General features: G+C 63.7%; 27 protein-coding genes. 12 read left to right on the top strand and 15 right to left on the bottom strand.

Annotated features, from left to right (window positions below; all coding sequences use genetic code 11):
* The first annotated feature begins 7 nt into the window (after positions 1 to 7).
* Positions 8 to 1144 (top strand): alpha-hydroxy acid oxidase, encoded by a 1137-nt coding sequence (locus BLU15_RS23135; protein ID WP_060518813.1) that lies wholly within the window; start codon positions 8 to 10, stop codon positions 1142 to 1144.
* 217 nt (positions 1145 to 1361) lie between these two features.
* Here BLU15_RS23135 and uraH read toward each other — a convergent pair whose 3' ends face one another.
* The 4 genes from uraH to puuE all read right to left on the bottom strand — a co-directional run bounded on the left by uraH (position 1362) and on the right by puuE (position 3810).
* Positions 1362 to 1724 carry a hydroxyisourate hydrolase gene (gene uraH / locus BLU15_RS23130; RefSeq protein WP_043623670.1) on the bottom strand — a complete coding sequence of 121 codons (363 nt, stop codon included), beginning with the start codon at positions 1722 to 1724 and terminating at the stop codon, positions 1362 to 1364.
* Positions 1725 to 1783: 59 nt separating this feature from the next.
* Positions 1784 to 2281 carry an ureidoglycolate lyase gene (locus BLU15_RS23125; RefSeq protein WP_090298371.1) on the bottom strand — a complete coding sequence of 166 codons (498 nt, stop codon included), beginning with the start codon at positions 2279 to 2281 and terminating at the stop codon, positions 1784 to 1786.
* A 96-nt stretch (positions 2282 to 2377) separates the two neighbouring features.
* Positions 2378 to 2881 (bottom strand): 2-oxo-4-hydroxy-4-carboxy-5-ureidoimidazoline decarboxylase, encoded by a 504-nt coding sequence (gene uraD / locus BLU15_RS23120; RefSeq protein WP_060518819.1) that lies wholly within the window; start codon positions 2879 to 2881, stop codon positions 2378 to 2380.
* Complete coding sequence (gene puuE / locus BLU15_RS23115) at positions 2881 to 3810, bottom strand: allantoinase PuuE (protein ID WP_034789000.1); 930 nt, start codon at positions 3808 to 3810, stop codon at positions 2881 to 2883. The genes uraD and puuE overlap by 1 nt, the downstream gene beginning before the upstream one ends.
* Before the next feature lie 193 nt (positions 3811 to 4003).
* On the opposite strand from puuE, the gene BLU15_RS23110 reads away from it, so the two are divergent.
* On the top strand, positions 4004 to 4465 hold the full coding sequence (locus BLU15_RS23110) for an NUDIX domain-containing protein (RefSeq protein WP_176960328.1): 462 nt from the start codon (positions 4004 to 4006) through the stop codon (positions 4463 to 4465).
* Here the strand turns inward: BLU15_RS23110 and BLU15_RS23105 are convergent.
* Complete coding sequence (locus BLU15_RS23105; RefSeq protein WP_090298369.1) at positions 4462 to 5265, bottom strand: DUF1045 domain-containing protein; 804 nt, start codon at positions 5263 to 5265, stop codon at positions 4462 to 4464. The genes BLU15_RS23110 and BLU15_RS23105 overlap by 4 nt on opposite strands.
* A gap of 225 nt (positions 5266 to 5490) precedes the next feature.
* Between BLU15_RS23105 and BLU15_RS23100 the strand changes: the two genes are divergently transcribed.
* Positions 5491 to 5880: a PRC-barrel domain-containing protein gene (locus BLU15_RS23100; RefSeq protein WP_034789006.1), complete on the top strand. Its 390-nt coding sequence runs from the start codon at positions 5491 to 5493 to the stop codon at positions 5878 to 5880.
* 58 nt (positions 5881 to 5938) lie between these two features.
* On the opposite strand, the gene BLU15_RS23095 is transcribed toward BLU15_RS23100, so the two are convergent.
* Complete coding sequence (locus BLU15_RS23095) at positions 5939 to 7081, bottom strand: NAD(P)/FAD-dependent oxidoreductase (protein WP_090298367.1); 1143 nt, start codon at positions 7079 to 7081, stop codon at positions 5939 to 5941.
* Positions 7082 to 7120: 39 nt separating this feature from the next.
* On the opposite strand from BLU15_RS23095, the gene mnmD reads away from it, so the two are divergent.
* Both mnmD and BLU15_RS23085 read left to right on the top strand, forming a co-directional pair.
* Positions 7121 to 7837 (top strand): tRNA (5-methylaminomethyl-2-thiouridine)(34)-methyltransferase MnmC2, encoded by a 717-nt coding sequence (gene mnmD, locus BLU15_RS23090; RefSeq protein WP_090298364.1) that lies wholly within the window; start codon positions 7121 to 7123, stop codon positions 7835 to 7837.
* 166 nt (positions 7838 to 8003) lie between these two features.
* A complete protein-coding gene (locus BLU15_RS23085) occupies positions 8004 to 9590 on the top strand; it encodes a trimethylamine methyltransferase family protein (RefSeq protein ID WP_090298361.1) in 1587 nt (528 codons plus the stop codon).
* Positions 9591 to 9644: 54 nt separating this feature from the next.
* Here BLU15_RS23085 and BLU15_RS23080 read toward each other — a convergent pair whose 3' ends face one another.
* Positions 9645 to 10094 carry a host attachment protein gene (locus BLU15_RS23080; RefSeq protein ID WP_034789016.1) on the bottom strand — a complete coding sequence of 150 codons (450 nt, stop codon included), beginning with the start codon at positions 10092 to 10094 and terminating at the stop codon, positions 9645 to 9647.
* 127 nt (positions 10095 to 10221) lie between these two features.
* Complete coding sequence (locus tag BLU15_RS23075) at positions 10222 to 10896, bottom strand: helix-turn-helix transcriptional regulator (RefSeq protein WP_090298358.1); 675 nt, start codon at positions 10894 to 10896, stop codon at positions 10222 to 10224.
* A 143-nt stretch (positions 10897 to 11039) separates the two neighbouring features.
* Here BLU15_RS23075 and BLU15_RS23070 point away from each other — a divergent pair, with 143 nt between their 5' ends.
* The 3 genes from BLU15_RS23070 (at position 11040) to BLU15_RS23060 (ending at position 14323) form a co-directional block, all read left to right on the top strand.
* Entirely contained in the window at positions 11040 to 11339 is a 300-nt protein-coding gene (locus BLU15_RS23070; protein WP_034789021.1) for a hypothetical protein, read from the top strand.
* Positions 11340 to 11377: 38 nt separating this feature from the next.
* The gene (locus BLU15_RS23065; protein WP_090298356.1) at positions 11378 to 12478 is read left to right on the top strand and encodes a DNA alkylation repair protein; all 1101 of its coding nucleotides are present in this window, start codon (positions 11378 to 11380) and stop codon (positions 12476 to 12478) included.
* A gap of 294 nt (positions 12479 to 12772) precedes the next feature.
* Positions 12773 to 14323, top strand: coding sequence for a DEAD/DEAH box helicase (locus BLU15_RS23060; RefSeq protein ID WP_090298528.1), 1551 nt, complete (start codon positions 12773 to 12775; stop codon positions 14321 to 14323).
* 147 nt (positions 14324 to 14470) lie between these two features.
* Here BLU15_RS23060 and BLU15_RS23055 read toward each other — a convergent pair whose 3' ends face one another.
* The 3 genes from BLU15_RS23055 to BLU15_RS23045 all read right to left on the bottom strand — a co-directional run bounded on the left by BLU15_RS23055 (position 14471) and on the right by BLU15_RS23045 (position 16936).
* On the bottom strand, positions 14471 to 15346 hold the full coding sequence (locus BLU15_RS23055; RefSeq protein WP_034803471.1) for a DMT family transporter: 876 nt from the start codon (positions 15344 to 15346) through the stop codon (positions 14471 to 14473).
* 182 nt (positions 15347 to 15528) lie between these two features.
* Entirely contained in the window at positions 15529 to 15984 is a 456-nt protein-coding gene (locus tag BLU15_RS23050; protein WP_210336604.1) for a GyrI-like domain-containing protein, read from the bottom strand.
* Positions 15985 to 16066: 82 nt separating this feature from the next.
* Positions 16067 to 16936, bottom strand: coding sequence for a LysR family transcriptional regulator (locus BLU15_RS23045; RefSeq protein WP_090298350.1), 870 nt, complete (start codon positions 16934 to 16936; stop codon positions 16067 to 16069).
* Positions 16937 to 17016: 80 nt separating this feature from the next.
* Between BLU15_RS23045 and BLU15_RS23040 the strand changes: the two genes are divergently transcribed.
* From BLU15_RS23040 to BLU15_RS23025, 4 genes are all read left to right on the top strand, one after another.
* On the top strand, positions 17017 to 18096 hold the full coding sequence (locus tag BLU15_RS23040) for a YeiH family protein (RefSeq protein WP_090298347.1): 1080 nt from the start codon (positions 17017 to 17019) through the stop codon (positions 18094 to 18096).
* Positions 18097 to 18330: 234 nt separating this feature from the next.
* Entirely contained in the window at positions 18331 to 19725 is a 1395-nt protein-coding gene (locus BLU15_RS23035) for a circularly permuted type 2 ATP-grasp protein (protein WP_034803477.1), read from the top strand.
* A gap of 3 nt (positions 19726 to 19728) precedes the next feature.
* Positions 19729 to 20667 carry an alpha-E domain-containing protein gene (locus BLU15_RS23030; protein WP_034803460.1) on the top strand — a complete coding sequence of 313 codons (939 nt, stop codon included), beginning with the start codon at positions 19729 to 19731 and terminating at the stop codon, positions 20665 to 20667.
* A gap of 115 nt (positions 20668 to 20782) precedes the next feature.
* Positions 20783 to 21646 carry a transglutaminase family protein gene (locus BLU15_RS23025; protein ID WP_060518839.1) on the top strand — a complete coding sequence of 288 codons (864 nt, stop codon included), beginning with the start codon at positions 20783 to 20785 and terminating at the stop codon, positions 21644 to 21646.
* Between the two features lie 51 nt (positions 21647 to 21697).
* Here BLU15_RS23025 and BLU15_RS23020 read toward each other — a convergent pair whose 3' ends face one another.
* The 4 genes from BLU15_RS23020 to BLU15_RS23005 form a co-directional block, all read right to left on the bottom strand.
* Positions 21698 to 22366 (bottom strand): hypothetical protein, encoded by a 669-nt coding sequence (locus BLU15_RS23020; RefSeq protein WP_090298344.1) that lies wholly within the window; start codon positions 22364 to 22366, stop codon positions 21698 to 21700.
* Between the two features lie 231 nt (positions 22367 to 22597).
* Positions 22598 to 22984, bottom strand: coding sequence for a hypothetical protein (locus BLU15_RS23015; RefSeq protein ID WP_089045052.1), 387 nt, complete (start codon positions 22982 to 22984; stop codon positions 22598 to 22600).
* A 517-nt stretch (positions 22985 to 23501) separates the two neighbouring features.
* The gene (gene araD, locus BLU15_RS23010; protein ID WP_034803454.1) at positions 23502 to 25247 is read right to left on the bottom strand and encodes an L-arabinonate dehydratase; all 1746 of its coding nucleotides are present in this window, start codon (positions 25245 to 25247) and stop codon (positions 23502 to 23504) included.
* 55 nt (positions 25248 to 25302) lie between these two features.
* On the bottom strand, positions 25303 to 26049 hold a 747-nt coding region (locus BLU15_RS23005), incomplete at its 5' end, for an aldehyde dehydrogenase family protein (RefSeq protein ID WP_143034245.1).

Genomic DNA, 26049 nt, shown 5'->3' with positions numbered 1-26049 from the left:
CTTATCCATGACGCAAATCCTCGAAATCAGCGATCTCAAGGCGCTCGCCAAGCGCCGGGTGCCGAAACTCTTCTTCGACTACGCCGACAGCGGCGCCTGGACCGAAGGCACCTATCGCGCAAACGAGGAGGATTTCGCCAAAGTGAAGCTGCGCCAGCGCGTGCTGGTGGATATGACCGACCGGTCGCTGGAAACGACGATGATCGGCCAGAAGGTGTCGATGCCGGTGGCACTCGCCCCGACCGGCCTCACCGGCATGCAGCACGCCGACGGCGAGATGCTGGCAGCCCAGGCGGCGGAAGCCTTCGGCGTGCCCTTCACGCTCTCGACCATGAGCATCTGCTCGATCGAGGACGTCGCCTCGGTTACCACCAAACCCTTCTGGTTCCAGCTCTATGTCATGCGCGAACGCGAATTCGTGCTGAACCTGATCGACCGGGCCAAGGCGGCGAAGTGCTCGGCGCTGGTGCTGACGCTCGACCTGCAGATCCTCGGCCAGCGTCACAAGGATCTTCGCAACGGCCTCTCGGCACCGCCGAAGATGACGCCGAAGCACCTCTGGCAGATGGCGACGCGCCCTGGCTGGTGCATGAAGATGCTCGGCACCAAACGCCGCACCTTCCGCAACATCGTCGGCCATGCGAAAAGCGTCACCGACCTCTCGTCGCTCGGCGCCTGGACGGCGGAACAGTTCGACCCGCAGCTCTCGTGGAAGGATGTCGCCTGGATCAAGGAGCGCTGGGGCGGACCGCTGATCCTCAAGGGAATTCTCGACCCCGAGGACGCCAAGATGGCAGCGGCGACCGGTGCCGACGCGATCATCGTCTCCAACCACGGCGGCCGCCAGCTCGACGGCGCCCATTCCTCGATCAGCATGCTGCCGCGCATCGTCGATGCGGTCGGCCACCAGATCGAGGTGCATATCGATGGCGGTATCCGCTCCGGCCAGGACGTGCTGAAGGCCGTCGCCATGGGCGCCAAGGGCACCTATATCGGCCGCCCCTTCCTCTACGGCCTCGGCGCCATGGGCAAGGAGGGCGTCACCAAGACGCTGGAAATCATCCGCAAGGAGATGGACATCACCATGGCCCTCTGCGGCAAGCGCGATATCAACGACGTGGATCGTAGCATTCTGGCGGAATAGGCCGCGGCACCAGCCACTCCCGCCCTCATTCCTGTGCTTGTCACAGGAATCTCTAGCAGTTCCGTTGGAACTGCGGGACCAGCACAAGTCCTTGGGCTGAAAGGTCTTTTGACCCGACGGACGTCGGGCCGCTGGATCCCCGCCACAAGGGCGAGGATGAGGGAGCTTGGAGTGACCCTTCCGGCAAAACGCGAAGCGAGCGCAAGCCTCCTAAGCCTCAACTACCCCGGTAGGTCGAATAGCCGTAGGGCGAGAGAAGCAGCGGCACGTGATAATGGCTCGCCGGATCGGCGATGCCGAAGCGCAAGGGGATGCGGTCGAGGAAGGCCGGCTCCGGCAGTGTAACGCCGGACCGGCGCAGATAGTCGCCGGCATGGAACACCAGCTCGTAATTGCCGGCCATGAAGCCGATGCCTTCGACCATCGGGCCGTCGACGCGGCCGTCGCTGTTGGTATGTACGGTGCGGATCAGCTGCCGCTCTTCCCCCTCCAGCCAGTAGAGGTCGATGCGCAGACCCTCGGCCGGTTTGCCGAGAGCGGTATCGAGAACATGGGTGGTCAGGCGGCCGGTACTGCTCATGGCTTCTCTCTTCTCACACATTGGCGCGGGATGCTGTCAGAAGCCGCGCGCACGTCCTGCTAGATCGCGCTGTCTATGACGAAAGGCTCGTCATAGAAGAACTCCTCGAGATTGTTGCCCGGCCCTTCGCGGTCGACGATGAGGAAATCGCTGACGGCGCCGACGGACATCAGCGGGTGGTGCCAGATATTGCGGCCGTAGTTGACGCCCTGCCGGCCGTTCGCCTGGAAAACGCGCGGCGTGCCCGGGCGCCCGTCCTCGTCGTCCGCCACCACGACGAGCCATGGGCGGTCATCGAGCGGCGAAAAGCTCTGGCTGCCGAACGGGTGGCGCTCCATCATCGTCACCGAATAGGGGAAAGACCGCGGCTGGCCGCGGAAGATGTTGATGATGACATTGGCGCCGTCGCCGACGACATCGGCACGCGCAAGACCGTGGAAACGTTCCGTGTTGCCGCCGTTGATGTGGCGCATCGTTGCGGGATCGGCTTCGATGATGGTGCCGAAGGGAGCGAAGGCCTCGCGTGTCAGCGGTTCGATTTTGAGCAGGCGCGACATTATGCGGAGACCTCGCAAGACGATTTTGCGCTTGCGGATGTCCGATCCAGTTCGAGGGCCCTCCTCATGAGCGGGGACAGGCATCGAACGGTTTTGTCAGGCATTTTCGTCTCCAGGAATCATCGACTGCAGGCGCAGGCGGGCGATTTTCTCGACCTGTGCGCAAGCGGTTTCAAATTCCTCTTCGGGCGAATTGTCAATGCGGCTTTGGAAGGAGGCAAGAATTTGCCCCTTGGTCAGCCCCTTCACCGCGATGATGAAGGGGAAGCCGAATTTTTTCGTGTAGGCGTCGTTGAGCGCGGTGAAGCGCTCATGCTCCTCTGGTGTCAGTCGGTCGAGGCCGGCAGACGCCTGCTCTGCCGTCGAGTCCGCCGTCAGCTTACCGGCGATCGCCAGCTTGCCGGCAAGATCGGGGTGCGCGCGCAGCACCTGCATCTTCTCGCGCGGCAGCGCCGTGCGAAAGGCCTGGCAGAGCGCCGAATGCACCGTGCCCGCCGTCAGCCCGGTCGCCGCGGCTCGGTCGTAGGCGCGTTCGGCAACCCAGGGCGAGTGCTCGAACACGCCACCGAAACGGGCAACGAAGGCATCACGGTCGGTCATCAGAGCGCCCCTTCCGGCTTGTGGTGCTGGTACCAATGGTTGGCGATGTCAATGCGACGCGGCACCCAGACCTTGTCGTGCGACATGACGTAGTCGATGAAGCGAGCGAGCGCAGCAGCGCGGCCCGGGCGGCCGACGAGACGGCAGTGAAGGCCGATATTCATCATCTTGGCGTCGCCCTGGCGACCTTCCTCGTAGAGCACGTCGAATGTGTCCTTGAGGTAGCTGAAGAACTGGTCGCCGCTGTTGAAGCCCTGCGGCGTCGCAAAGCGCATGTCGTTGGCATCAAGCGTATAGGGAATGATCAGGTGCGGCTTGTCGGCCGAAAGACCCGGCACCCAGTAGGGCAGTTCGTCGGCGTAGCTGTCGCAGGAGTAAAGGAACCCGCCTTCCTCCAGCACCAGCTTCAGCGTATTGGCCGAAGGCTTGCCCTGGTAGATGCCGAGCGGCCGCTCGCCGGTGAGCTCCGTGTGCAGGCGGACGACCTCGCGGATATGCTCGCGTTCGACCTCTTCCGGCACGTCCTTGTATTCCAGCCAGCGCAGACCGTGGCTGGCGATTTCCCAGCCGGCTTCCTTCATGGCAGCGACCGCTTCCGGATTGCGCGCCATGGCCTGCGTCACGCCATAGACGGTCAGCGGGACGTTGCGGCTGGTGAACATGCGCCACAGCCGCCAGAAGCCGGAACGGGCACCGTATTCGTAGATCGATTCCATGTTGAGGTTACGCTGGCCAGCCCACGGCTGCGCGCCGACAATTTCCGACAGCAGGCACTCGGACGCTGGGTCGCCATCGAGAATGCAGCTTTCGCCGCCCTCTTCGTAGTTCAGCACGAACTGCACGGCGATGCGCGCATCGCCCGGCCAGTTTGCCTTCGGCGGATTGCGGCCGTAGCCAACGAGGTCGCGCGGATACTTAGTCTCAGACATCAAATCACCCTTCGAATTTTTAGGAACGGTATCACCGCCGACCGGATTGTCGATACCGAAATGACGTGAGGCAGGGCAGCGGCAGCGCCACGGCCCGGACGGAAATTACCAGAAAAATTCGGCTGAGCCCGAGGTTGAGAGATTTTTCGAAACAGCGTTGAATGGATCGGCAAGGACAACGGCCCTCATCGAGATGAAATCCTACATTCAAGCGCTCCGCGAAAAAGTCGGTTCCGGCCTGCTTCTCTGCCCGTCAGTGGCGGCCGTCATTGTCGATTCCGATGGCCGGGTCCTCTTGCAGGAGAAAGCAAGTGGCGAAGGCTGGAGCCTGCCGGCCGGCGCGATCGAGCCGGGCGAGACGCCTGTCGATGCGGTCATCCGCGAGGTCATGGAGGAAACCGGCTATCCGGTCTCGGTCGAGCGGATACTGGGCGTCTTCGGCGGAGAAGCGTTTCGCTACACCTACCCGAACGGCGACCACGTCGAATATGTGGTTACCCTCTATCGATGCCGGATCGTCGGTTCCCAGCAGCCGATCAACGATGGCGAAACGAAGTCGCTGCGCTACTTCGCGCCAGCGGACATGCCGGACCTCGGCCTGCCCTATCCGAAAGCGCTGCTCTTTGCAGCTTCGCCCGCGTCCGTTTCCGATTAGCGCTGCGCCATCAGCGCAGCGACGATCAGCGGCAGCGGCCGGACCGCGCCTTGCGGCGCCAGCGACGGATCGGCGGCGGCCCGCTTCGCCCGCTCTGCGCGCGTGTTCGTCGAGATCTTGCCGAGCGGGTGCTGTGAATGCACCCGCATGGGTGCGCCCGTCTCCTGCTCGACAAACAGCGCAAGGCTGCCGATCGAAAGCGGTTTTGATAGGCAGGACTCGAACAGGTCACGGAGCGGCGCCTCGACCCGCCGCATCGCGTCTGGCGCAAGCGGACCGGTCAGCATCATGTGGAAACGGTATTCGTCCATCACATGCGGATCGCCCCAACGGTGCAGGTTGGAGAACTGTGGGGCGGTCAGCCTGTCCGGATCGGAGCGCTCGATCTCATCTTCGCTGAGCGGCGCGCGGAAGGCGTCGAACTCCTGGACGACGTTGGCCGCAAGCAGATGCATGGCCGTGCTCGGCACCTGCGGCATCAGCCCGAAGCATCGGCCGATGCGGGCGACCTCCAGGCGATCGATTTCGAACGGAGTCTGGGCGCCGGCAAAATGCATCAGCGCCTTCAGAAGCTTCGGTTCCGTCATGTCCGGATGCAGACGGAACGGCGACATCATCACCGCATGAAAGCCGAAGCGTCGCGGAACCGCCGTGTGATAGGCGACATCCGCGGCGCTCAAGCCAGCGACCGACGGCAATTCGGCAGGTTCCCCGGAATAGACATTGCGCCCCAGCCAGCTTGCAGCGGTCGCGGAAAGCGGGTCGGCCATCGGCGGCGTAAAACAAATGGCATAGCGCATCGGCTGGCTCCGGGTATCCGTCAGCGCAGGATGAGCAATAGCTGCGGTTTTCCGCCCTCACCCCGACTTGTCCAATGGCCGCGTCTTAGGTGATTTGCGTGACAGATTGACGAAGTCGGCCGGGGATGAGCGCGGCAGCGGTGCGAACGTCACCCCTCGTTTTTCGGAACCATCCGGCCCATCGCCCGTTCCTAAAAGGTAGGAAAACAAGGATGGAGAAGAAGCGTGACCTATCACAATGCGAACCTTCAGGACGCCCGGATCAAGGAGACCCACGACCTGATCGCAAGCGACAAGGTTGAAGGCACGAGGGTCTATGGCCCCGACGACAAACACATCGGCTCGATCGAGCGCGTGATCATCGAGAAGCGCAGCGGGCGCGTCGCCTATGCGGTGCTCGGCTTCGGCGGTTTTCTCGGCCTCGGCGAAGACCACTATCCATTGCCTTGGGCAAAGCTGACCTATGACGAGAAGCTCGGCGGCTATCGCACTGATGTGACTCGCGATCAGGTCGAAAACGCGCCTAAATATCACGGCACCGAAGAATACGACTGGAACGCGGAAAACGGACGCCGTGTCTACGACTACTACGGCGTGCCGCCCTACTGGATGTAATGCCTGACTTTCGATCTTTCGGGTCCCGCCGCGGGCGGGGCCCTTCGCATGTCCGGCCCTAAAGATGTTTCTCGCGAAGTGCGGCTATGTGATTCCGGCAGAAGAAAGAATCGGGAATATCGATCGCCGGAGAACCGGCGATCTCTTCGACGACGAAACGCGCCAGGCGGTGTGCGATGCCGAAGCTCACCTTGAACCCGCCGGTCAGGACCGAGACGTTCGGATGGTCCGGATGCCGGCCTGCCATCGGCTCGCGCCCCGTCGCTTTCGGGCGCAACCCTGCCCATCGCTCCACCACCTCGGCACCCGCCAGGCGCGGCGCGAGCGCTACGGCGCGCCGAAGCAGCTCATCCAGCTGCTCGTCCGTCGACAGGGGATCGGCAAAACTGTTTTCGCTGGTGCTGCCGACCGCCACATGGCCGTCGTCATGGGCAATAATGTAGACGCCGTCGGCAAAGATCACCGGAAGCGCCGGATCGATCTCCGCCCGCAGCAGTGCCGCCTGCCCCTTGACAGCCGTGCCGCTCGTTTCCGCCAGCGGCACCGACGTGTCGTCGATCAGTTGAAAACTGCCGACGCCGGCCGCGATGATGCAATGCTCGAAATCGATCCGGGTGCCATCGTCGAGTTCGGCCCGGCCGCGTTCCGGCTCGATCCGGCGCACGCCCCTGCCCTCGTCTAAATAGGCGTTCGGTGCCTGCAGGAGCGCTGTGCGGAGCGCAGCAAGCATGCGACGCGGCGAAACCCGTGCGGCGAGCGTGTCGAAGACCATGCCATGCGCCGCCGCGGCAGCACCCGGCCAGCCCTCAGGCCCGTCGTCCTTCACGTGCCAGTGGAACTGCCTGTCGGCCGCGCGCCAATGGCTCCGTGCATCCTGCTCGTGCCGGAGGGCGATATCGCGCAGGTGAGGCTTGGCAAGCGGGATCAAACGACCCGTCCGCCGATAGCCGGTCGAAAGCCCTGTCTCCGCCTCGAGCGCCGCTATCTCTTCCTCGAGCGTCACAAGCGCGTCGAATTGGAACTGTTTCTTATCGTTCCAGCGATCCGGCATATGCGGCATGAGCGCGCCCAAAAGGCCACCGCTGGCGCCTGCGCCGATCGCTTGTTGCTCGGCGACCCGCACGGCCATGCCCCTGCGCGTGGCGCAAATGGCGGCCCACAGCCCCATGATGCCGCCGCCGACGACCAAAAGCTCGCTCATCGATTGACCTTCTCCGGCCGGCGGATTATCGCCTTGGCCATGACAGGATCCGCAGACCCGATCGAGCCCCCGGCGCACCAGAACCTTGATTGGCACGAGGGCGATATGCCCTATTCCCGGGAGTTTGGCGATCACTTTTATTGCCGCACCGACGGGCGGCTGGAGTGCGGCCACGTCTTCCTGTCGGGCAACGGCCTGCCCGATCGTTGGGTCGGTGCGGGCACCTTCCGCATCGGCGAACTCGGCTTCGGTACCGGGCTCAATTTCTGCGAGACGTGGCGCCAGTGGAAGATGACCGCGGCCGCTGGCGATCAGCTGCAGTTCGTGTCCTTCGAACGCTTTCCGATGGCGGCCGAAGAGATTTCGCGCGCCCTCAGCCATTGGCCAGAGATCGACACGGAGCACCAGGCGCTGGCCTCGCGCTGGCCGGTCGAGCCTGATGGTGATGTCCAGATCGACTTTGGTGACGGCGTCAGCCTCACGGTCGTCTGCGGCGCGGCACTCGGCGGCGTCGCCCGCGCGGAAGACCCGTTCGAAGCCTGGTATCTCGACGGCTTCGCGCCGTCGCGCAATCCCGACATGTGGTCGGAGGAACTGATGCGGCTGGTCTTCGAAAAGACCACGCCCGGCGGCAGCTTCGCCACCTATGCCGCCGCCGGTTTCGTCCGACGCAATTTGCAGGCCGCAGGCTTTGCCGTCGAGAAGCGCAAGGGTTTTGCCGGCAAACGCGAGATGCTGCGGGGCGACCGAGCCTAGCGCTCGTCGCGATTGCGGCCTGTCTTGAACGGTTGCGCCATCCGACTGCAGAAATGCGTCAGCGCAAGCGTTTTACTCCACAAGAGAACTGAACTGTCGCAAATGGCGGGCCATCGCCGTCTCGAATCTGCGACACACTCCCCATCGGCAACACGGTGGGTCTTTCATGAACGACGATCAGTTTCCCGATGCAGCAACCGGCGACGCAGCCTCGACCCCGCTGGAGCGCCGACGCCGCCCGGGCGGGCGCAGCGCCGAGCGTGTGCGCAAGTCTCCCGGCGGGAAATACCTCAATCTTGTCAATACGCTGGCGAAATCCACCGTACTTTCGGATGATGCACTTGAATCTGTGCATGAGGCATCGCTGACGATCCTCGAAGAGATCGGCATGGACGTTATCCTGCCGGAGGCGCGCGAGCGGATGAAGGCGGCTGGCGCCGCCGTGACACCCGGCACCGACCGGGTGCGCTTCGACCGCGGCCTGATCATGGACATGATCGCCTCTGTTCCTCCGGCCTTCACCATGCACGCCCGCAACCCGGCCCGCAATGTCGCGATCGGCGGCAACAATCTCGTCTTCGCCCAGATCGCCAGCGCGCCGTTCGTCGCAGACCGGGACGGCGGCCGCCGCACCGGCAACCAGGAAGACTACCGAAAGCTGGTGAAGCTCGCGCAGTCCTATGACATCGTCCACACGACCGGCGGCTATCCGGTCGAGCCGGTCGACATCCATGCCTCGGTGCGCCACCTCGATTGCCTCTCCGACATGGTGAAGCTCACCGACAAGGTGTTCCACGTCTATTCGCTGGGCAAGCAGCGCAACACCGACGGCATCGAGATCGCCCGCATCGGCCGTGGCATCACGATGGAGCAGATGGAGCGCGAGCCGTCGCTCTTCACCATCATCAACACCTCCTCGCCGCTCCGGCTCGACGGGCCGATGCTGCAGGGCATCATCGAGATGTCCTCGCGCAACCAGGTGGTGGTGGTCACGCCCTTCACGCTCGCCGGCGCCATGGCGCCGGTGACGATCGCCGGTGCGCTCGTCCAGCAGAACGCCGAAGCGCTCTGCGGCATCGCCTTCACCCAGATGGTCAGGCGCGGCGCACCTGTAATGTATGGCGGCTTCACCTCCAACGTCGACATGAAGACCGGAGCGCCCGCCTTCGGCACGCCGGAATACATGAAGGCGGTGGTCGCCGGGGGCCAGCTCGCCCGCCGCTACAACATCCCCTACCGCACCTCGAACACCAACGCCGCCAATACGCTGGACGCTCAAGCGGCCTACGAATCCGCCATGTCGCTCTGGGCGCTGACGCAAGGGGGCGGCAATTTCGTCATGCATGCCGCCGGCTGGACCGAAGGTGGGCTTACGGCCTCCTTCGAGAAGTTCATTCTCGACGTCGACATGTTGCAGATGGTGGCGGAATACCTGACCCCGCTTGATGTCAGCGAAGATGCGCTGGGCCTCGATGCCGTGCGCGACGTCGGCCCGGGCGGCCATTACTTCGGCACGCTGCACACGCTGCAGCGCTACGAGACCGCCTTCTATTCACCGATCCTGTCGGACTGGCGCAACTTCGAGACCTGGACCGAAGCCGGGCGGCCGACGACATACGATCACGCCAACCGGATCTTCAAACAGAAGCTGAACGAATACGAGCGCCCGCCCCTCGATCCGGCGATCGAGGAGGAACTCGATGCCTTTGTCGCCAAGCGCAAGGCCGAGGGCGGCGTCCCCACCGACTTCTGACGGGACGCCTTGGGTAAACCGGAAAGCGTTACGAAGTCCGGCTGCGGCCGAGCCTTAAGGAAACACCGCGGCCCGTGCCGTTGCGATCAGTTGCTCGGTGGTTGCAGCCACGCAGTTGCGGTCGATCTCGGCGACTGTCCGCTCGCGGACATGGGCGGAAAGCTGCTTGCGGAGATCGCCAAGCGTCCGGGGTGCTGCGCAAATCACCAGGCTGTCGAAGGCATGGTTGGCGGCGTAGCTCTCCAGCCTTCCGGCCACGTCCGCAACAAAGCGCTGCTGCTCCTCGCGAACGGGATCGCTCTTGTATTCCATGGCCGAGCGTCCGTGTCCGACGGACGAATGCGACCGGCCCGGCTTGTCGGCCATGATGTCCTGAACGCGCTTCGGTTCGGTGTGAAAGGTCTCCTCCTCCGGCCGCTGGCGCTCTTCCTTCAACAGGTTCACGCCCTTGACGATGCGCGCGGTGTTGCCATCCGCGGCCAGTATCCAAGTCCGGTTCTGCACGATTGTCTCCCAGTGAAAGGTGTGGATCGCGAAGGGTCATGAAGACCCTGTAAAGGAAACGAACGAGCGGCGATCCGGTTCCATCGGAAGGTGGCGATGATGCTGATTATTTGGCCGGATGCGCCGGTCACATCCGCGCGATATAGGCTTCGAAGCTGCGTTCCGGCGTCACCTCGTAACGCTCGCGCTGGACATGAAGCGTGCTGATCCTGTCGACCCGGAAATCGCGGAAATCCGACCTCAGTTCGCACCAGCCCGTCAGCAGCCAGAAGTGGCCGAAGACGCTGAGGCCGAGCGGCCAGATGGTGCGCTCGGAATGTTCGTCCTTGAGGCTGTCATAGGCCAGGCGAAGCTTGCGGCGACCGGCGATCGCCAGGCGGATCTCGCCGAGCAGCGCCGGCGGTTCCGGCTGGAGCGAAGAGCGGAAGGCGCGAAGGGGCGCGGCTGTCAGCCGCTGCCGATGTTCGGGCGGCAGACCATGGGCGATCTTCTCCATCGCCTCGCGCGCCGCCTGGGCGAGCCTGCCGTCGCCGAGCATCTGCACGGCGCGGGCGCCGAAAGCGAGCGCTTCCAGCTGCTCGAAGGTAAAGGCAAGCGGCGGCGCATCGAACGCACCGCGCAGGAGATAGCCGACACCGCGTTCGCCGTCGATCGGCGCGCCGGAGGCGATCAGGTGCTCCATGTCGCGATAGATGGTGCGCTGGGCGACCTCCATCTTCTCGGCGATCTCGCGCGCCGTCATCACCCGGCCGCTCGCGCGCAGGAGCTGGATGATGCGAAACAGCCGGTCGGCGGGTCTCATGCCTGGCCTCCCCGCGGCAAGACTTCGTTCAAAAGGGCTACCGCGCGCCTCGCGTGTCCACAAGCACGGCACCGTCGATAATGGCCATAAGGCTGTCAGTTGCCCTGTGTTAAATCAAGCGACAACTCACAGGGAGCCTCATCATGACCAGCGATCACATCCTTGAACTCGCCGTCTGCATCGTCACCGACAGGCCGGCGGCCACAGCCACGCGCCAGCGAGCGATGCAGGCCGTTTCCCGCTATCCGGGCTTCGTCTCCTGGCGTGCGGTCGATTCCTGCGAGACCTCGGGCATGTTCGCAGACCTGGTCGAATGGGAGACACTGGAGGCTGCGCAATCGGCCGGAGAGCGCGTCCGGGTCGATCCGGAGTTCGCACCTTACGCAGCGACGATCAGCGCGGTAATGCTCGTGCAGCATTTTAGCGGCGGCCAGAGGATCTGACCGGCCCGGAATTGGACGAGCAAAGGACTGCCTGAGCGATGGCCGAACCACTGAAGAATCTGCTGCACCCCGGTGTCGTCATCGCCATCGCCGATGCGCTCGAACGCAACGCCGCCGGTTTCGACCGCAAGAGGTTCGTGGCGCTTGCGGGTGACGGGCTGGAGGCGCTGGAGCTGATGCAGCGCTCGCTGCAGATCCGCGACGCGCTGGTCGAGACGCTGCCGAAGGCGTTTCCGGAGGCGGCCGCCAACCTCCACGCCTGCCTTCCTCGCGACGGCGCCGACGGCATCAGCGGCTGGTCGCTCCTGCCCTTCAGCCAGTACGTCGCCTTGCGCGGCCTCGACGACTTCGACCTTTCGCTGTCGCTGCTGCGGGCGCTGACGCCGCATTTCACAGCCGAGTTCGGCATCCGCATCTTCATCGATCGCGACCAGGAGCGCGCCCTCGCGACGATCCGGGACTGGACGAAGGATCCCAACCATCACGTCCGGCGACTGGCGAGCGAAGGCACCCGCCCGCGCCTGCCCTGGGCGATGCGACTGCCGCAGCTCATCCGCGATCCGCAGCCGATCCTGCCGATCCTGATCGCGCTTCTCGACGACCCCGAGGAGTATGTGCGCCGCTCGGTTGCCAACAGCCTCAACGACATCGCCAAGGACCATCCGGATCTGGTGGCTGCTTTCGTCGCCGAACAGATCGGCGACGCATCGCCGGAGCGCCGCCAGCTTCTGCGCCACGCCTCGCGCACGCTATTGAAGCAGGGGCACGCGGACGCGCTCGGCAATTTCGGTTTCGCTCCCCCGGCCGGCATCAATGCGCGCTTTTCGCTCGATCGTTCGGACATCGTGCTTGGCGAAAGCCTCGGCCTGCGCCTCGCCGTCAGCCATGACGCCGAAACGAGCCAGAAGGTGATGATCGACTACGCCGTGCACCATCGCAAGGCAAACGGTGCGACCTCGCCGAAAGTCTTCAAGTGGACATCCGCGACGCTTGTCCCCGGCGGCTCGATCGAGATCGAGAAACGCCATGCGATCCGGCCCATTACGACCCGTCGCTATTACCCGGGCGCGCATCGCATCGTCATCCTCGTCAACGGCCAGGAAGCGGCAGAAGCGGGCTTCGATCTCGCGCTTGAGTAGATCTCATTTCGCACCTGCGAAAAGATGGACCTTGACTTTTTCGTCCAAACCAACGACATGGTGCCCAGCGTCACCTTCCGGCCGCCGCGTGAGCGCGCCCTCGGCAGACATCGAAAGCCGTGAAGAAGGATAGCGCACATATCACCGCGATAGGCGGTACAGCACAGGCGCTTGACGACTTAATTCAACCCACAAGTTCCCAATTCACGCGGGGTTCTTGACGCCGAACGACACCGGAACAGCAACAATGCGGTTCCGGCGAATGCGTTTGGCGCCCCCAAAAGGTATATGCATTTGTCCACCTTTAAAGATCTCGGCCTCTCCGAGCACATTCTGGAAACCCTGACTGCCAACGGCTTCGAAAAGCCGACCCCGATCCAGGCTCAGGCGATCCCGCTGGTGCTGAAGGGCAACGATCTCATCGGTCTCGCCCAGACCGGCACCGGCAAGACGGCCGCCTTCGGCCTGCCGATGATCGAGAAGCTCGTTGCCGAAGGCAAGCGCCCCGATCCGCGCAACATTCGCGCCCTGGTTCTGGCGCCGACCCGCGAACTGGTCAACCAGATCGCCGCCAACCTCAAGCTGTTCGTCAAGAAGTCACCGCTGAAGATCGGCGTTGTCGTTGGCGGCGTCTCGATCAACAAGCAGACCGAACAGCTCGCCCGCGGTGTCGACATCCTGGTCGCAACCCCCGGCCGCCTGCTCGACCTCGTTGCCCGCAAGGCCGTGACGCTGACGCAGGGCCGCTACCTGGTTCTCGACGAAGCCGACCAGATGCTCGACCTCGGCTTCATCCACGACCTGCGCAAGATCTCCAAGCTGGTGCCGAAGAACCGCCAGACGCTGCTCTTCTCGGCCACCATGCCGAAGCAGATCGCCGAGCTTGCTGGCGAGTACCTGACCAACCCGGTCAAGGTCGAAGTCACGCCTCCGGGCAAGGCTGCCGACAAGGTCGAACAGTATGTTCACTTCGTTCCCGGCAAGGACCTGAAGACGACCATCCTCAAGAAGACGCTGACAGAGAACCCGGACGGCCTGTCGCTGATCTTCAGCCGCACCAAGCATGGCGCCGAGAAGCTGATGAAGCATCTCGACCACGTCGGCTTCAAGGCCGCCTCGATCCACGGCAACAAGAGCCAGGGCCAGCGCGAGCGCGCGCTCAAGGCCTTCCGTGACGGCGAGATCCGCGTGCTGGTCGCGACCGACGTCGCCGCCCGCGGCATCGACATCCCCGGCGTTACTCACGTCTACAACTACGACCTGCCGGAAGTGCCGGATGCCTATGTTCACCGCATCGGCCGCACCGCGCGCGCCGGCCGCGACGGCATCGCCATCGCCTTCTGCGCGCCGGACGAAATCCGCCTGCTGCGCGACATCGAGAAGCTGATGGGCATCAACATTGCCGTTGCCAGCGGCGAGGCTCCCGCCGACCAGGCGCGTCCGGCCAAGGGCCGCGGCGGCCGTGGCAACAACGGCGCCGGCCACCGCAAGGGCAATGGCGGCGGTCACCACCAGAACGGCGGCCGTCCGCCGCGCCGTGAGCGTCCGGCCGGCGAGCCGGTTGCTGCGACCAGCGGCTTCACCGGCGACGACCTTTTGCGCGACGAGCGTCGCCCGCAGCGCCAGGAGCGCCGTGATCACGGCCATCCGCAGACCGACGGCCGTGGCGAAGGCAACCGCAACCACGAAGGCAAGAAGCACCACGGACGTCCCGGCCAGAAGCAGGGCGACCGTCGTGAGCGCAACCATGGCGGCCGCAACGAAAACCGTGGCGGTGGCGAGCGTCGCGAAGGCGGCCAGGGCCAGCGTCGGGGCAATGGCGGCAATCGCGGCCACCAGGGCTGACCGAGGCGCTGCGCGTCAACCGGGCGCGCAAAAGCCAGCGTAGAACTTTGAAATGTGAACGGCGGGCCGCTTCGGCCCGCCGTTTTAGTTTTGGGCCATGCGCATGTCGCAATTGCAAAACCGCTTCACACTCTCGCGCGTCGTGCTTCACGCCTGCTTGCGGTTGGTGAGATAGACGCCAGCAACGGCAATGATGGTGCCGATGACCATCGGCAGCGTCAGCGCTTCGCCGAAGAAGAGCCACGCCTGCACGGCGGCAAGCGGCGGCACGAGATAGATCAGCGACGCTGCGCGCGACACCTGCCCTCGACGGATCAGATAAAGCAGCAGCGCGATCGCGCCCATCGAGAGCCCGAGAACCGACCAGGCAAGTGCCAGAACCACCTGGAGGTTCCAGGTGACGTGCAGGTCTTCGAGCATCAGCGCCAGCGGGATCGTCACGATCAGCGCGCCGAGATATTGCAGCGCTGCGATGGTGCGGATGTCACCGCTCTGCAGATGGCGCTTCTGGTAGAGCGTGCCATAGGTGACGGCGCCCATGCCGAGCACGTTGATGATCACAGGCAGAAAGTGGATCGGCGTCGCCCCCGTGTCGATCGCCAGCACCTTCGGCAGGACGGCAAGCGCAATGCCGAAGAAGCCGAGCACCAGCCCGAGCTTCTGCTGCGTGCTCAGCCTCTCGTCGATGACGAAGGCCGCGGCGACCGCGGTCATCAGCGGCTGCAGGCCGGCGATGATGCCGGAAATGCCGGCCGGCACGCCCTCGCCGATCGCCCACCAGACCGACCCGAGATAGAGCCCGTGCAGGAACATGCCGGACACGATCGCATGACCGGCCATTTTCCAGGACTTCGGCCATCGTGCGCCGGTGACGACGCAGAACAGGATGAAGAGCGCGATCGCCAGCGTGTAGCGCAACACGAGAAAGGTCAGCGGATCTGCGTAGACCGCAGCATATTTCGCCACCACCCAGCCGGTGGACCAGAGCAGAACGAAGATGGCGGGAGCCAGACGGGCGAGCATGGTGAGCCTATCGGAATGACGGCGGCAGGTGGAAGCAATGAACCGCCCTCGCTGAAGCGCGTCGGGCTGTTGTAACGCTTTGATCTGCCGCTGATTTCGCGCTCAAATCCCTCCGATTTAAGCACTCATGCAAGTATCCGCGCCGGTATCGATGGTCAAAGCAATTTTTCTGATGGGAAGCATCAGCCAATCGGAACCATCAGCCTGAGCGAGGATAGCGACAGCGAGACGAAACCGGGATCGTACTCCTCGCGATAGTGCAGCAAGGCGGTATCGACCGCGTGGCCTTCGGCCGCGATCCAGTCGAACATTCTCTGGTAATGGGCAAAGACGTCGCCGCTATCAGGGTGATGCAGGGCCGTGACGAAGCGCATGGCCGGCAGGTCGACAAAGCCTGGGTGCACGGTCGTCTCTGCCAGGTCGGAAACATAGCCGACGAGATAGCGGAATCCATCCGGGCGATCGTTCCAGGAGATGCCGACCAATGCTGCATGATCGCCTGGATGAAGATGCTGGTGATGCCCCTGCATTTCGGCGATCAGCCGGCGAACGGCACCATCGGCCGCCTCGCCGAAGGTGCCCTCCCAGAACGATCCGGAAATGCGCTGTGCGGGTCTCTCGACGATTTCGAACACCATGGTCACCTCTTAAAAAAGAGATCCTGCAGCGATTGCCAGGGGTCTCCCGCATGGCAAGCCCTGGAGCAAAACGGAATTTGCCTCAAAGCAGTTCCACGAAGGCCCGCGCCGCGTGGCTGAACTGCCTCTCGCGGTGGGTCAAAAGCTCGAAGCTGCGCTCAGCCAGTTCGAACGGCAGTTCCACGAGCCGGCCGCTATCGACGAAAGGTTGTGCTGCGAGCCGGGAAACGGCCGTGACGAAAGGACCGCTTTCGACCGCCGTCAGCACCGCCTCGTTCGAGGGCAGCTCAAGCTCGATCCTGAGCCGATCGACGTCTGCTCCATGATCATTCATCGATTGCAGGAACATTGCCCGCGTGCCGGAGCCTTCCTCGCGCAGCACCCAGCGCGCAGAAAGCAGCATTTCCAGATTGACGGCAGCCCCAACGAACGCGTGCGAGGGCGCGGCATAGACGGCGATGCGATCGACGGCGACGCGGCGATGGTCGAGCTTGGCGCCATCCACGCGCCCCTCGACGAAGCCGAGCTGCGCCGTGCCCTCTTCCACCGCCTCGGCGACGACGGCCGTGTTGCGCACGGTGAGCTTCACGTCGACCTGGGGATAGTCGTGGGTGAAGCGGGCAAGGCGCGACGGCAGCCAATAACTCGCGACCGTCTGGCTGGCGGCGATCGACAGTTCGCCGCGGCGAAGCTCCGAGAGATCGCGCAGGCAGGCGGTGGCGGCGAGCGCCCGGGCGAGCACCGCCTTTGCCTCCGGCAGGAAGATCTTGCCGGCATCGGTCAGCGTCAGGCCGCGGCCGACGCGATCGAACAATCTGATGTCGTGCTGGGTTTCGAGCGCCGCGATGGCCGCGCTTGCGGCCGACTGCGTGACGTTCATCGCCTCGGCGGCTTTGGTCATGTGCAGCCGCTCGGCGACCGCGACGAAGATTTTAAGCTGATCGAGTGTCATGGAAGATCAATCGCAAAAATCGATCAGAATGACAAGAATAATCCGTTAGACTGATTCATGGATGAGCGTAGGTTGCGCCCATGTCCAGATCGCATTCCCCATTTCGCTCCCAATTTTCCTCAGTCGCCTCCCGCCTGACGTGCATTCTTCCGGGCCTTTTCCTCTGCTGTCTCGTCGCACTTGCGGCCATCGGTCTGGAATGGATCGAGCGGCGCTGGACCGGCCGCGCTTGGCTGGAAGCGCTCGTTCTCGCGATCCTTCTCGGCGCTATCGTCCGCACCCTCTGGACGCCCGGCCCCCGCTTCCTCTCCGGCATCCACTTCTCGGCGAAAGTCCTGCTGGAGACAGCGATCGTGCTAATCGGCGCGATGCTGAGCTTCGACGCGATCGCAGCGAGCGGGCCGACCCTGCTCGTCACTATCGTCGCCATGGTTCTTCTGTCGATTTCCACCGGCTACCTGATTGCGCGCATGCTCGGGCTGCCGAAACGCCTGGCGACCTTGATTGCCTGCGGCAACGCCATCTGCGGCAACTCGGCGATCGCCGCCGTCGCACCGGCCATCGGTGCCCGCGGCGAGGAGGTCGCAGCTGCAATTTCTTTTACCGCCATCCTCGGCATCGCCGTCGTCCTGTCGCTGCCCTTCGTCGGCGGTTGGCTCGGCATGACGCCCCAGGGCTACGGCGTCTTTGCCGGCATGACCGTCTATGCCGTACCCCAGGTCCTGGCCGCGGCCAGCCCCTTCAGCCCGCTCTCGGTCCAGGTGGGCACGCTGGTCAAGCTCGTGCGCGTGCTGATGCTCGGCCCCGTCGTCTTCTGCTTCTCGCTAATTGGCAGCCGCGATACCGAGCCGGAATGCAAAGCGCCCAGACAACGGAAGTCGCGCCTCGCCACGATCCTCCATTTCGTTCCCTGGTTCATTCTGGGTTTCCTCGCCGTTGCGATCGCCCGCAACAGCGGCGCAATCTCCGACACACTCGCGACCGACGCCGTGACGGTCTCCACCTGGCTGACGGTCATCGCGATGGCCGCCCTCGGCCTTGAGGTCGACATCCGCGCGCTCGCCCATTGCGGGCCGCGTGCAAGTGCTGCCGCCACATTGTCGCTGCTGGTGCTCTGTCTCCTCGCGGTCCTCGCGATCGTCTGCCTGGGTCTCGGCTAGCTTCGGCGCCCGCGTCCAAATTTAGAGCAAGTGCATATTTCTTGCCCACCCGGTCGCAACCACTTTCTGCGACCGGATGCGGCTGCCCTGTCGTTGGGCAGATTTCCCCGCGAACGGGCGCTTCTGGCGTGGCCAACTTTCTTTTCAGGCGACTGAGCACGCTTCTTGCATTGCAACCAGCCTTGTACTCAAATGGTCAAAAATAAGGGGACCACGCCTTTGGCATTTGACGAAATGATGAATGCGGACAGCAGTCCGCGCCAGCCATATTCGACCTATCATGATTGGTATGCCAGCCAGGACAGAAATCGGCTCATAGCGAAATCCAAGGACGCCGAGAACATCTTCCGGAAAACCGGCATCACCTTCGCGGTCTACGGACACGCAGACAGTTCCGAAAAGCTCATCCCCTTCGATCTCATCCCCCGCATCATCTCCGGCCGCGAATGGCGCAAGCTCGCCCAGGGCATCGAACAGCGGGTCATCGCGCTCAACGCCTTTCTCGACGACATCTACCACAAGCAGGAAATCATCCGCGCCGGCCGCATCCCGCGCGAACTGATCGAAAAGAACGAAGCCTTCCTGCCGCAGATGATCGGTTTCCGCCCGCCGGGCGGCGTCTATACCCATATCGTCGGCACCGACATCGTCAGAACCGGCGAAGACCAGTTCTACGTTCTCGAAGATAACGCGCGTACCCCATCCGGCGTCAGCTACATGCTGGAGAACCGCGAAACGATGATGCAGATGTTCCCGGAACTCTTCCATCAAAACCGCGTGCGCCCGGTCGAGAACTACCCCTACCTGCTGCGCCAGAGCCTTTCTTCGCTCGCACCTCCCGGCTGCAGCGGCAAGCCGCGCGTCGCGGTGCTGACGCCCGGCATCTACAATTCGGCCTACTACGAGCACGCGTTCCTCGCCGACCAGATGGGCGTCGAGCTCGTCGAAGGATCGGACCTGCGGGTGATCGACGGCAAGGTGAAGATGCGCACCACCCGCGGCTACGAGGCGATCGACGTGCTCTACCGCCGCGTCGATGACGACTTCCTCGACCCACTCACCTTCCGACCGGATTCCGCCCTCGGCATTCCAGGCATCATGGACGTCTACCGCGCCGGCAACATCACCATTGCCAACGCGCCCGGCACCGGAATTTCCGACGACAAGGCGATCTATTCCTACATGCCCGAGATCGTCGAGTTCTATACCGGCCGCAAGCCGCTCTTGGAAAACGTCCCGACCTGGCGCTGTTCCGAGCCGCAGAGCCTCAAATACGTGCTCGAGCATCTGGAAGAGCTGGTGGTCAAGGAGGTCCACGGCTCAGGCGGCTACGGCATGCTGGTAGGCCCGACGGCGACCAGGAAGGAACGCGCCGTCTTCGCCGAGAAGCTGAAAGCCCGCCCGACCAATTACATCGCCCAGCCGACGCTTTCCCTTTCCACCGTGCCGATCCTCGTCAACAAGGGCATCGCGCCCCGGCACGTCGACCTTCGCCCCTATGTCCTCGTCTCCGACAAGGTCCAGATCATCCCCGGCGGCCTGACGCGCGTGGCGCTGAAAGCCGGTTCGCTCGTCGTGAACTCCAGCCAGGGTGGCGGGACCAAGGACACCTGGGTGCTGGAGGACTGAGAGATGCTCGGAAGAACTGCAAACGGCCTCTACTGGATGTTCCGCTATATCGAACGCGCCGAAAACAGCGCCCGGCTGATCGATGCCGGCCTGCGCATGGCGCTGACCCGCAGCGAGGCAACGGAGGGCGACTGGGACGGTGTGCTGCAAAGTGCGGGCGTGCGCGAACTTTATGACGAGGTGCACGAGACGCTGACGAGCATCGACGCGATCGACTTCCTGCTGCGCGACCGGGCCAATCCCTCAAGCGTGATGTCCTGCATCGAGGCGGGGCGTCACAATGCCCGCATGGTGCGCACGGCGCTGACGCGCGAAACCTGGGAAGCCACCAACGAGTGCTATCTCGAGATGAGGGCAATGCTGTCGAAGAAGGCGCGCCCGACGGACATGCCGGAGATCATCGACATGATCAAGCGCCGCGCCGGCCTCATCCGTGGCGCCTTCCACGGCACCATGCTTCGAAACGAGATCTTCAATTTCTCGCGCATCGGCACCTTCATCGAACGGGCCGACAACACCGCCCGCATCCTCGATGTTAAGTATTATGTGCTCCTGCCGGCGGTCGCCGCCGTCGGCTCGTCGATGGACAATGTGCAGTGGGAATCGATTCTGCGCTCGGTCTCGGCGCATCGCGCCTATGGCTGGGTCTATGACGCCGAGCTCCGCCCCGCCAACATCGCCGACTTCCTGATTTCCAACGGCCGCATGCCGCGCTCGCTTGCGTATTGCTACGAGAAGATCGCCAGCAACCTCGGCTACCTCGAACGGGAGTATGGCGAACGCCATGCCGCCCACGAGACGGCCGACCGGACGCTAGCGTCGCTGCGCAGCCAGTCGATCAAGGACATCATGGATCAGGGGCTGCATGAGTATCTCGAAGAATTCATCAGCCACAACAACCGTCTGGGACAGGAAATCTCCGACGGCTACCGATTCTACTAGAGCAGTTTCAGCGAAAGTGTAACGCCGTTTCGCGTTTGGAATTGCGTAAAAACAAGGAGATAGAGCGCTTTCACAACTCCGTTTTGACCGGAAGCGTTCTAGATCGGAGGATGGCATGCACCTGAAGATCAGCCACACGACCGAATATCACTATGACGAGCCCGTGCAGTATGCCCTGCAGCGCTTGCGGCTGACGCCGCTCACCCAGGTGGGCCAGACCGTGCTCGGCTGGGAGACCCTCGTCGATGGCGCTGCGATCGAAGTGAACTACGACGACCACTTCGGCAACCGTGTTCACCTCGTCAGCATCGACGGCGACCGCGAAACGATCCATATCACGGCCTCCGGCGAGGTCCACACGGAGGACCGCGCCGGCGTCTTCGGCCCGCACCAGTCTTATGTGCCGCTGTGGCTCTTTGCACGCGAAACACCGCTTACCAAGGCCGGAAAGCTCATCCGCGAGCTCGCAAAATCCGCCGAAGGTGACACCGCCCTTGCCCGCATGCATGCGCTGATGGAGACGATCCACGAGGCGGTGACGTACAAACCCGGCGAGACCCATGCGGAAACGACGGCCGAGGATGCGCTGGAAAGCGGCCAAGGCGTCTGCCAGGACCATGCCCATATCCTGATCGCAGCGGCCCGCTCGCTCGATCTACCGGCGCGCTACATCTCGGGCTACCTGATGATGGAGGGGCACCCCGAACAGACGGCCAGCCATGCCTGGGCCGAGGTGCATCTCAACGGGCTCGGCTGGGTCGGCTTCGATGCAGCCAACAAGATCTGCCCAGATGATCGCTATGTCCGCATCGCCTCCGGCCTCTGCTACCGCGACGCCGCCCCCATCTCCGGGCTGATCCACGGCGAGGCGAAGGAGACGCTGAAGGTGTCGGTCACGGTCGAACAGCAGCAGCAAAGCCAAAGCCAAAGCCAGAATCAAAGCCAGGCCCGGGGCCAGAGCCAAAATCAGAGTCAGTAGGTCGGAGACGGGGCGGCGGCGACGCCCCGTCGAAGCTACCGGATGTTCCGACTACCGCGAGGCGCTCGCCTGCAGGATGCGGCAGAGCGAAACCAGCCCGCTGTCATAACCGCCGCCAACGACATCGCGACAGCGTTTGATCAGCTTGACCCGCTCGCCGGCGGGCAGTGCATTGAACGCGGCCATCGAAGCGCCTGGTGAAACCGAGCCTCCCGAACCGCCTCCGGTTCCACCGCCAACGCTGCCGTCACCCCCGGAGCTCCCGCCGCCGGATCCCGTTCCAACTCCCACGCCGAGCCCAAGCCCGACGCCGTTGCCGCCGCCTGCATTGGCCTTGAGACCAGCAGTCAGGCCATTCCGTCCACCGACCGTGGCATTGACCGAAGTGTTGAGCCCTTTTCCGCCGCCAAGGCCGACATCGGCATCCGCGTTGATGCCATTGGCGCCGCCGGCGCTCGCCTGCACATCGGCGTTGACGCCTTGCGCACCGCCGATCGAGGCGTTTGCGTTGGCATTGACGCCGTTTGCGCCGCCGAGCGATGCGTCGATATCGGCCTTAAGGCCGTTCGAGCCACCAAGTCCGACATTGGCGTTCAGCCCGCTCGGGCCACCGACGGACACGCCGACGCCAAGACCGTTCGCACTCTGTGAAAATGCCGGCTGGGACAGCGCCACCGTCGCAAGAAGACCGAGCGACAACGCAAGAACATTCCTCCGCATGATCGTCCTCCTAACAAGGTCAGGGTCGGAATGGCCCCGACAAAGGGGATACGTCGCAGGGTTGCTGCCGGTTGCAGCGGATCAGCCGAAAAGCGAGGGTTTTGCCCAGTGTGGATAACACACGGCAAAGATGCGGCCGAAGGCGTGTCTTTTCGAAACGATGGCCTTGGCACCCAAACAGGATCGCCGCACTGAAAGTGGTGCGGTGATCGTTCTGAGGCTCTTAGCCGATCAAAGGACGTCTGATGACGCTGGAAGGCTGGCCAATGGCCCGAAAAAACCGATGATGCGCGTAATGCGCGTCGCGTTGGGATCGAGGAATGCGATGTCCAGACCCTCGGGGAAAGATGATCCGTCGGGCATCACAAATCGCCAGGCGAAGCGTGCGATCCCATGATGAACATCCACGTCGCTTGTCCGAGTAATACGCGCGCCCGGGTGCCCAGCCTGAATACCTGCAATGTGCGCGAGCAGTTCTTCTGCACCGGCGGCATGAACCGTCGGGTCCGTGTACGTTGCGCCATCGGCCCAGATCGGCACCAGCAACGCCCGCCTCTGCTCGGCGTCCTCCGACGACCAGGCAGCGCAATACGAATCGATAAGATCTGTTAACGGCACGCTTCTTCACTCCCTTAGATCATAGGTTCCGACACGCTCCGACGGCCAAGCCGAGGCGCATGCTCCTTCTCGCCGCAAGATAGCTGACGGCTGTTCGGCTGCTGCATTTATCCTTCGATCGTCTCCGATCAATGGAGCACTGCCGCGGCCGCCCACCTGCAGGCACGCAACGTCGCGGGGGAAAACTATGACGTCGACGCTGCGACGCCAATACGCACCGCGCGGTCAGTGGTTACCCAGAGGTAAGGGAAGATGAACAGGCCCGCCGACTAGGGCTGATTGCAGCGATGAAGACGGTCGCGGGTCAGTGCCAGCATAAAAGTTACAGGTCCCGTCCCGCGACGATGCTTGCGGGTGCGCCAAGCCTGCTCAGCTCGCAGCGGCCTCCTCGACGCTGGCACCTGGGACCGTCGCACCGCAATTACGGTGCGACGGCGGCCTTTGCGCGTCTGATATGACGCGAGCTGTGTTGAGCGCCAAAGACAAGAGCGAACTGTCCGCTCTCGCGCCGACAGCGTCAGTGGCTGTCGCGGTTCATCGGAATTTCCGCGCCGCGCGGACCGACGAGGAAGTCGAGATCCGCGCCCGTGTCGGCCTGCATCACGCTCTTGACGTAGAGGCCGGCATAACCACCCTTGAGCGGCATCACCGGCGACACCCAGGCAGCGCGACGACGGGCCAGTTCTTCGTCGGAGACATCGAGATGGATGGTGCGGGCCGGCACGTCGACGGCGATCATGTCGCCGTTTTGAACCAGTGCCAGCGGGCCGCCATCGGCCGCTTCCGGCGCCGTGTGCAGGATGACCGTACCGTAGGCCGTGCCGGACATGCGCGCATCGGAGATGCGGATCATGTCGGTAATGCCCTTTTTCAGCACCTTCGGGGGCAGGCCCATGTTGCCGACCTCGGCCATGCCCGGGTAACCCTTCGGGCCGCAATATTTCAGCACCATCACGCAGGTCTCGTCGATGTCGAGATCATCGCGATTGATGCGGGCGTGGTAGTCCTCGATGCTCTCGAACACCACCGCCCGGCCCTTGTGCTGCATCAGGTGCGGCGATGCGGCGGACGGCTTCAGCACGCAGCCCTTGGGCGCAAGATTGCCGCGCAGCACCGCGATGCCGCCGGACTTGGTCAGCGCTTTGTCGCGCGGCACGATGACGTCGTCATTGTAGTTGACGACATCCTTGACGTCGTTCCAGATCGTGTCACCGGTGACGGTCACAGCATCCTTGTGAAGGAGGCCCATTTCGCCCACGGCCTTGATCACGACCGGCAGGCCGCCGGCATAATAGAACTCCTCCATCAGGTACTTGCCCGACGGCTGCAGGTTGACGATCGTCGGCACGTCGCGGCCGAGGCGATCCCAATCGTCGAGACTGAGGTCGACACCGACACGGCCGGCAAGCGCCAAGAGGTGCAGCACGGCGTTGGTCGAGCCGCCGACAGCGCCGTTGACGCGAATGGCGTTCTCGAAGGCCTGCTTCGTCAGGATATCCGAAGGCTTCAGATCCTCCTTGACCATGTCGACAATGCGGCGGCCGGAGAGCTGGGAGATCACCCGGCGGCGGGCATCGACGGCAGGGATCGCCGCATTGCCGGGCAGGGTCATGCCGAGCGCTTCGGCCATCGAGGCCATGGTCGAGGCCGTGCCCATGGTCATGCAGCTGCCGGCCGAGCGGGCCATGCCCTGCTCCGCATCCATGAATTCGGCGAGCGACATCTCGCCGGACTTCACCATTTCCGAGAACTGCCAGATCGCCGTGCCTGAGCCGACATCCTTGCCGCGCCACTTACCGTTCAGCATCGGGCCGCCGGAGACGAGGATGACCGGAATGTCGACGCTCGCAGCCCCCATCAGGAGGCTCGGCGTGGTCTTGTCACAGCCCCCAAGCAGCACGACGCCATCGACCGGATTGCCGCGGATCGCCTCTTCGACGTCCATGGCCGCAAGATTGCGGAACATCATCGCCGTGGGCCGCAGCGTGCTTTCGCCAACGGAAAACACCGGGAATTCGACCGGGAAGCCACCGGCCTCGTAGACGCCGCGCTTCACCCGCTCTGCGAGATCACGCAGATGCGCGTTGCACGGCGTCAGCTCCGACCAGGTGTTACAGATGCCGATGATCGGCCGGCCATCGAAGGTGTCGGCGGGCAGGCCCTGGTTCTTCATCCAGGAGCGGTGCATGATGGCATTCTTGCCGGTACCGCCGAACCAATCCTGCGAACGCAGCTTGCGCGGCCATTCAGCTTTCTTCTTCATCTCTTCCTTCCTTATGCGGCCCGCACCGTTCACGCGGGCCCGATGACGGCGTGCTTCAGGCGAGCGTGTAGGCCGTCTTGACGGTGGTGTAGAACTCGGCGGCGTAGCGCCCCTGCTCGCGCGAGCCATGGGACGAGCCCTTGCGCCCGCCGAAGGGCACGTGGAAATCGACGCCCGCCGTCGGCAGGTTGACCATCACCATGCCGGCTTCGGCATTGCGCTTGAAATGGGTCGCGTGCTTGAGGCTGGTGGTGGCAATCCCCGAGGACAGACCGAAGGGCGTGTCGTTGGCGACCGTGAGTGCCTCATCGTAGTCCTTGACGCGGATGACGGCTGCGACCGGCCCGAAGATCTCTTCCCGAGAAATGCGCATCGCGTTCGTCGCTTCGGTAAACAGCGCCGGCTGCAGGTAGAAGCCGGGCGTGTCGCGCTTCAGAAGCTCGCCGCCGAAGGCAAGCTTGGCGCCTTCCTGTCGGCCGATGGCGATATAGTCGGTGTCCTGGTTGAGTTGGCTCTCATCGACCACCGGACCGATCTGGGTGCCGGCCTTCAAGGCGTCGTCGATCACAAGCCCCTTCATCCGTTCGCCCATGGCCGCCACGAAGCGATCGTGAATGCCCTTGGTGACGATGAGGCGCGAAGATGCCGTGCAACGCTGGCCGGTCGAGAAGAAGGCGGAGTTGACCGCGGCTTCCACTGCAACATTGAGGTCGGCGTCATCGAGCACGACGAAGGGGTTCTTGCCACCCATTTCCAGCTGGTATTTGCGATTGTGTTCGACCGAGGCCAGCGCCACGCGTTT

Origin of the sequence: Ensifer sp. YR511, assembly GCF_900103045.1 — a bacterium.
Lineage (GTDB): Bacteria > Pseudomonadota > Alphaproteobacteria > Rhizobiales > Rhizobiaceae > Ensifer > Ensifer adhaerens.
Note: the sequence above shows the minus strand (reverse complement) of the source record. Positions and strands in the feature narration are given on the sequence as shown.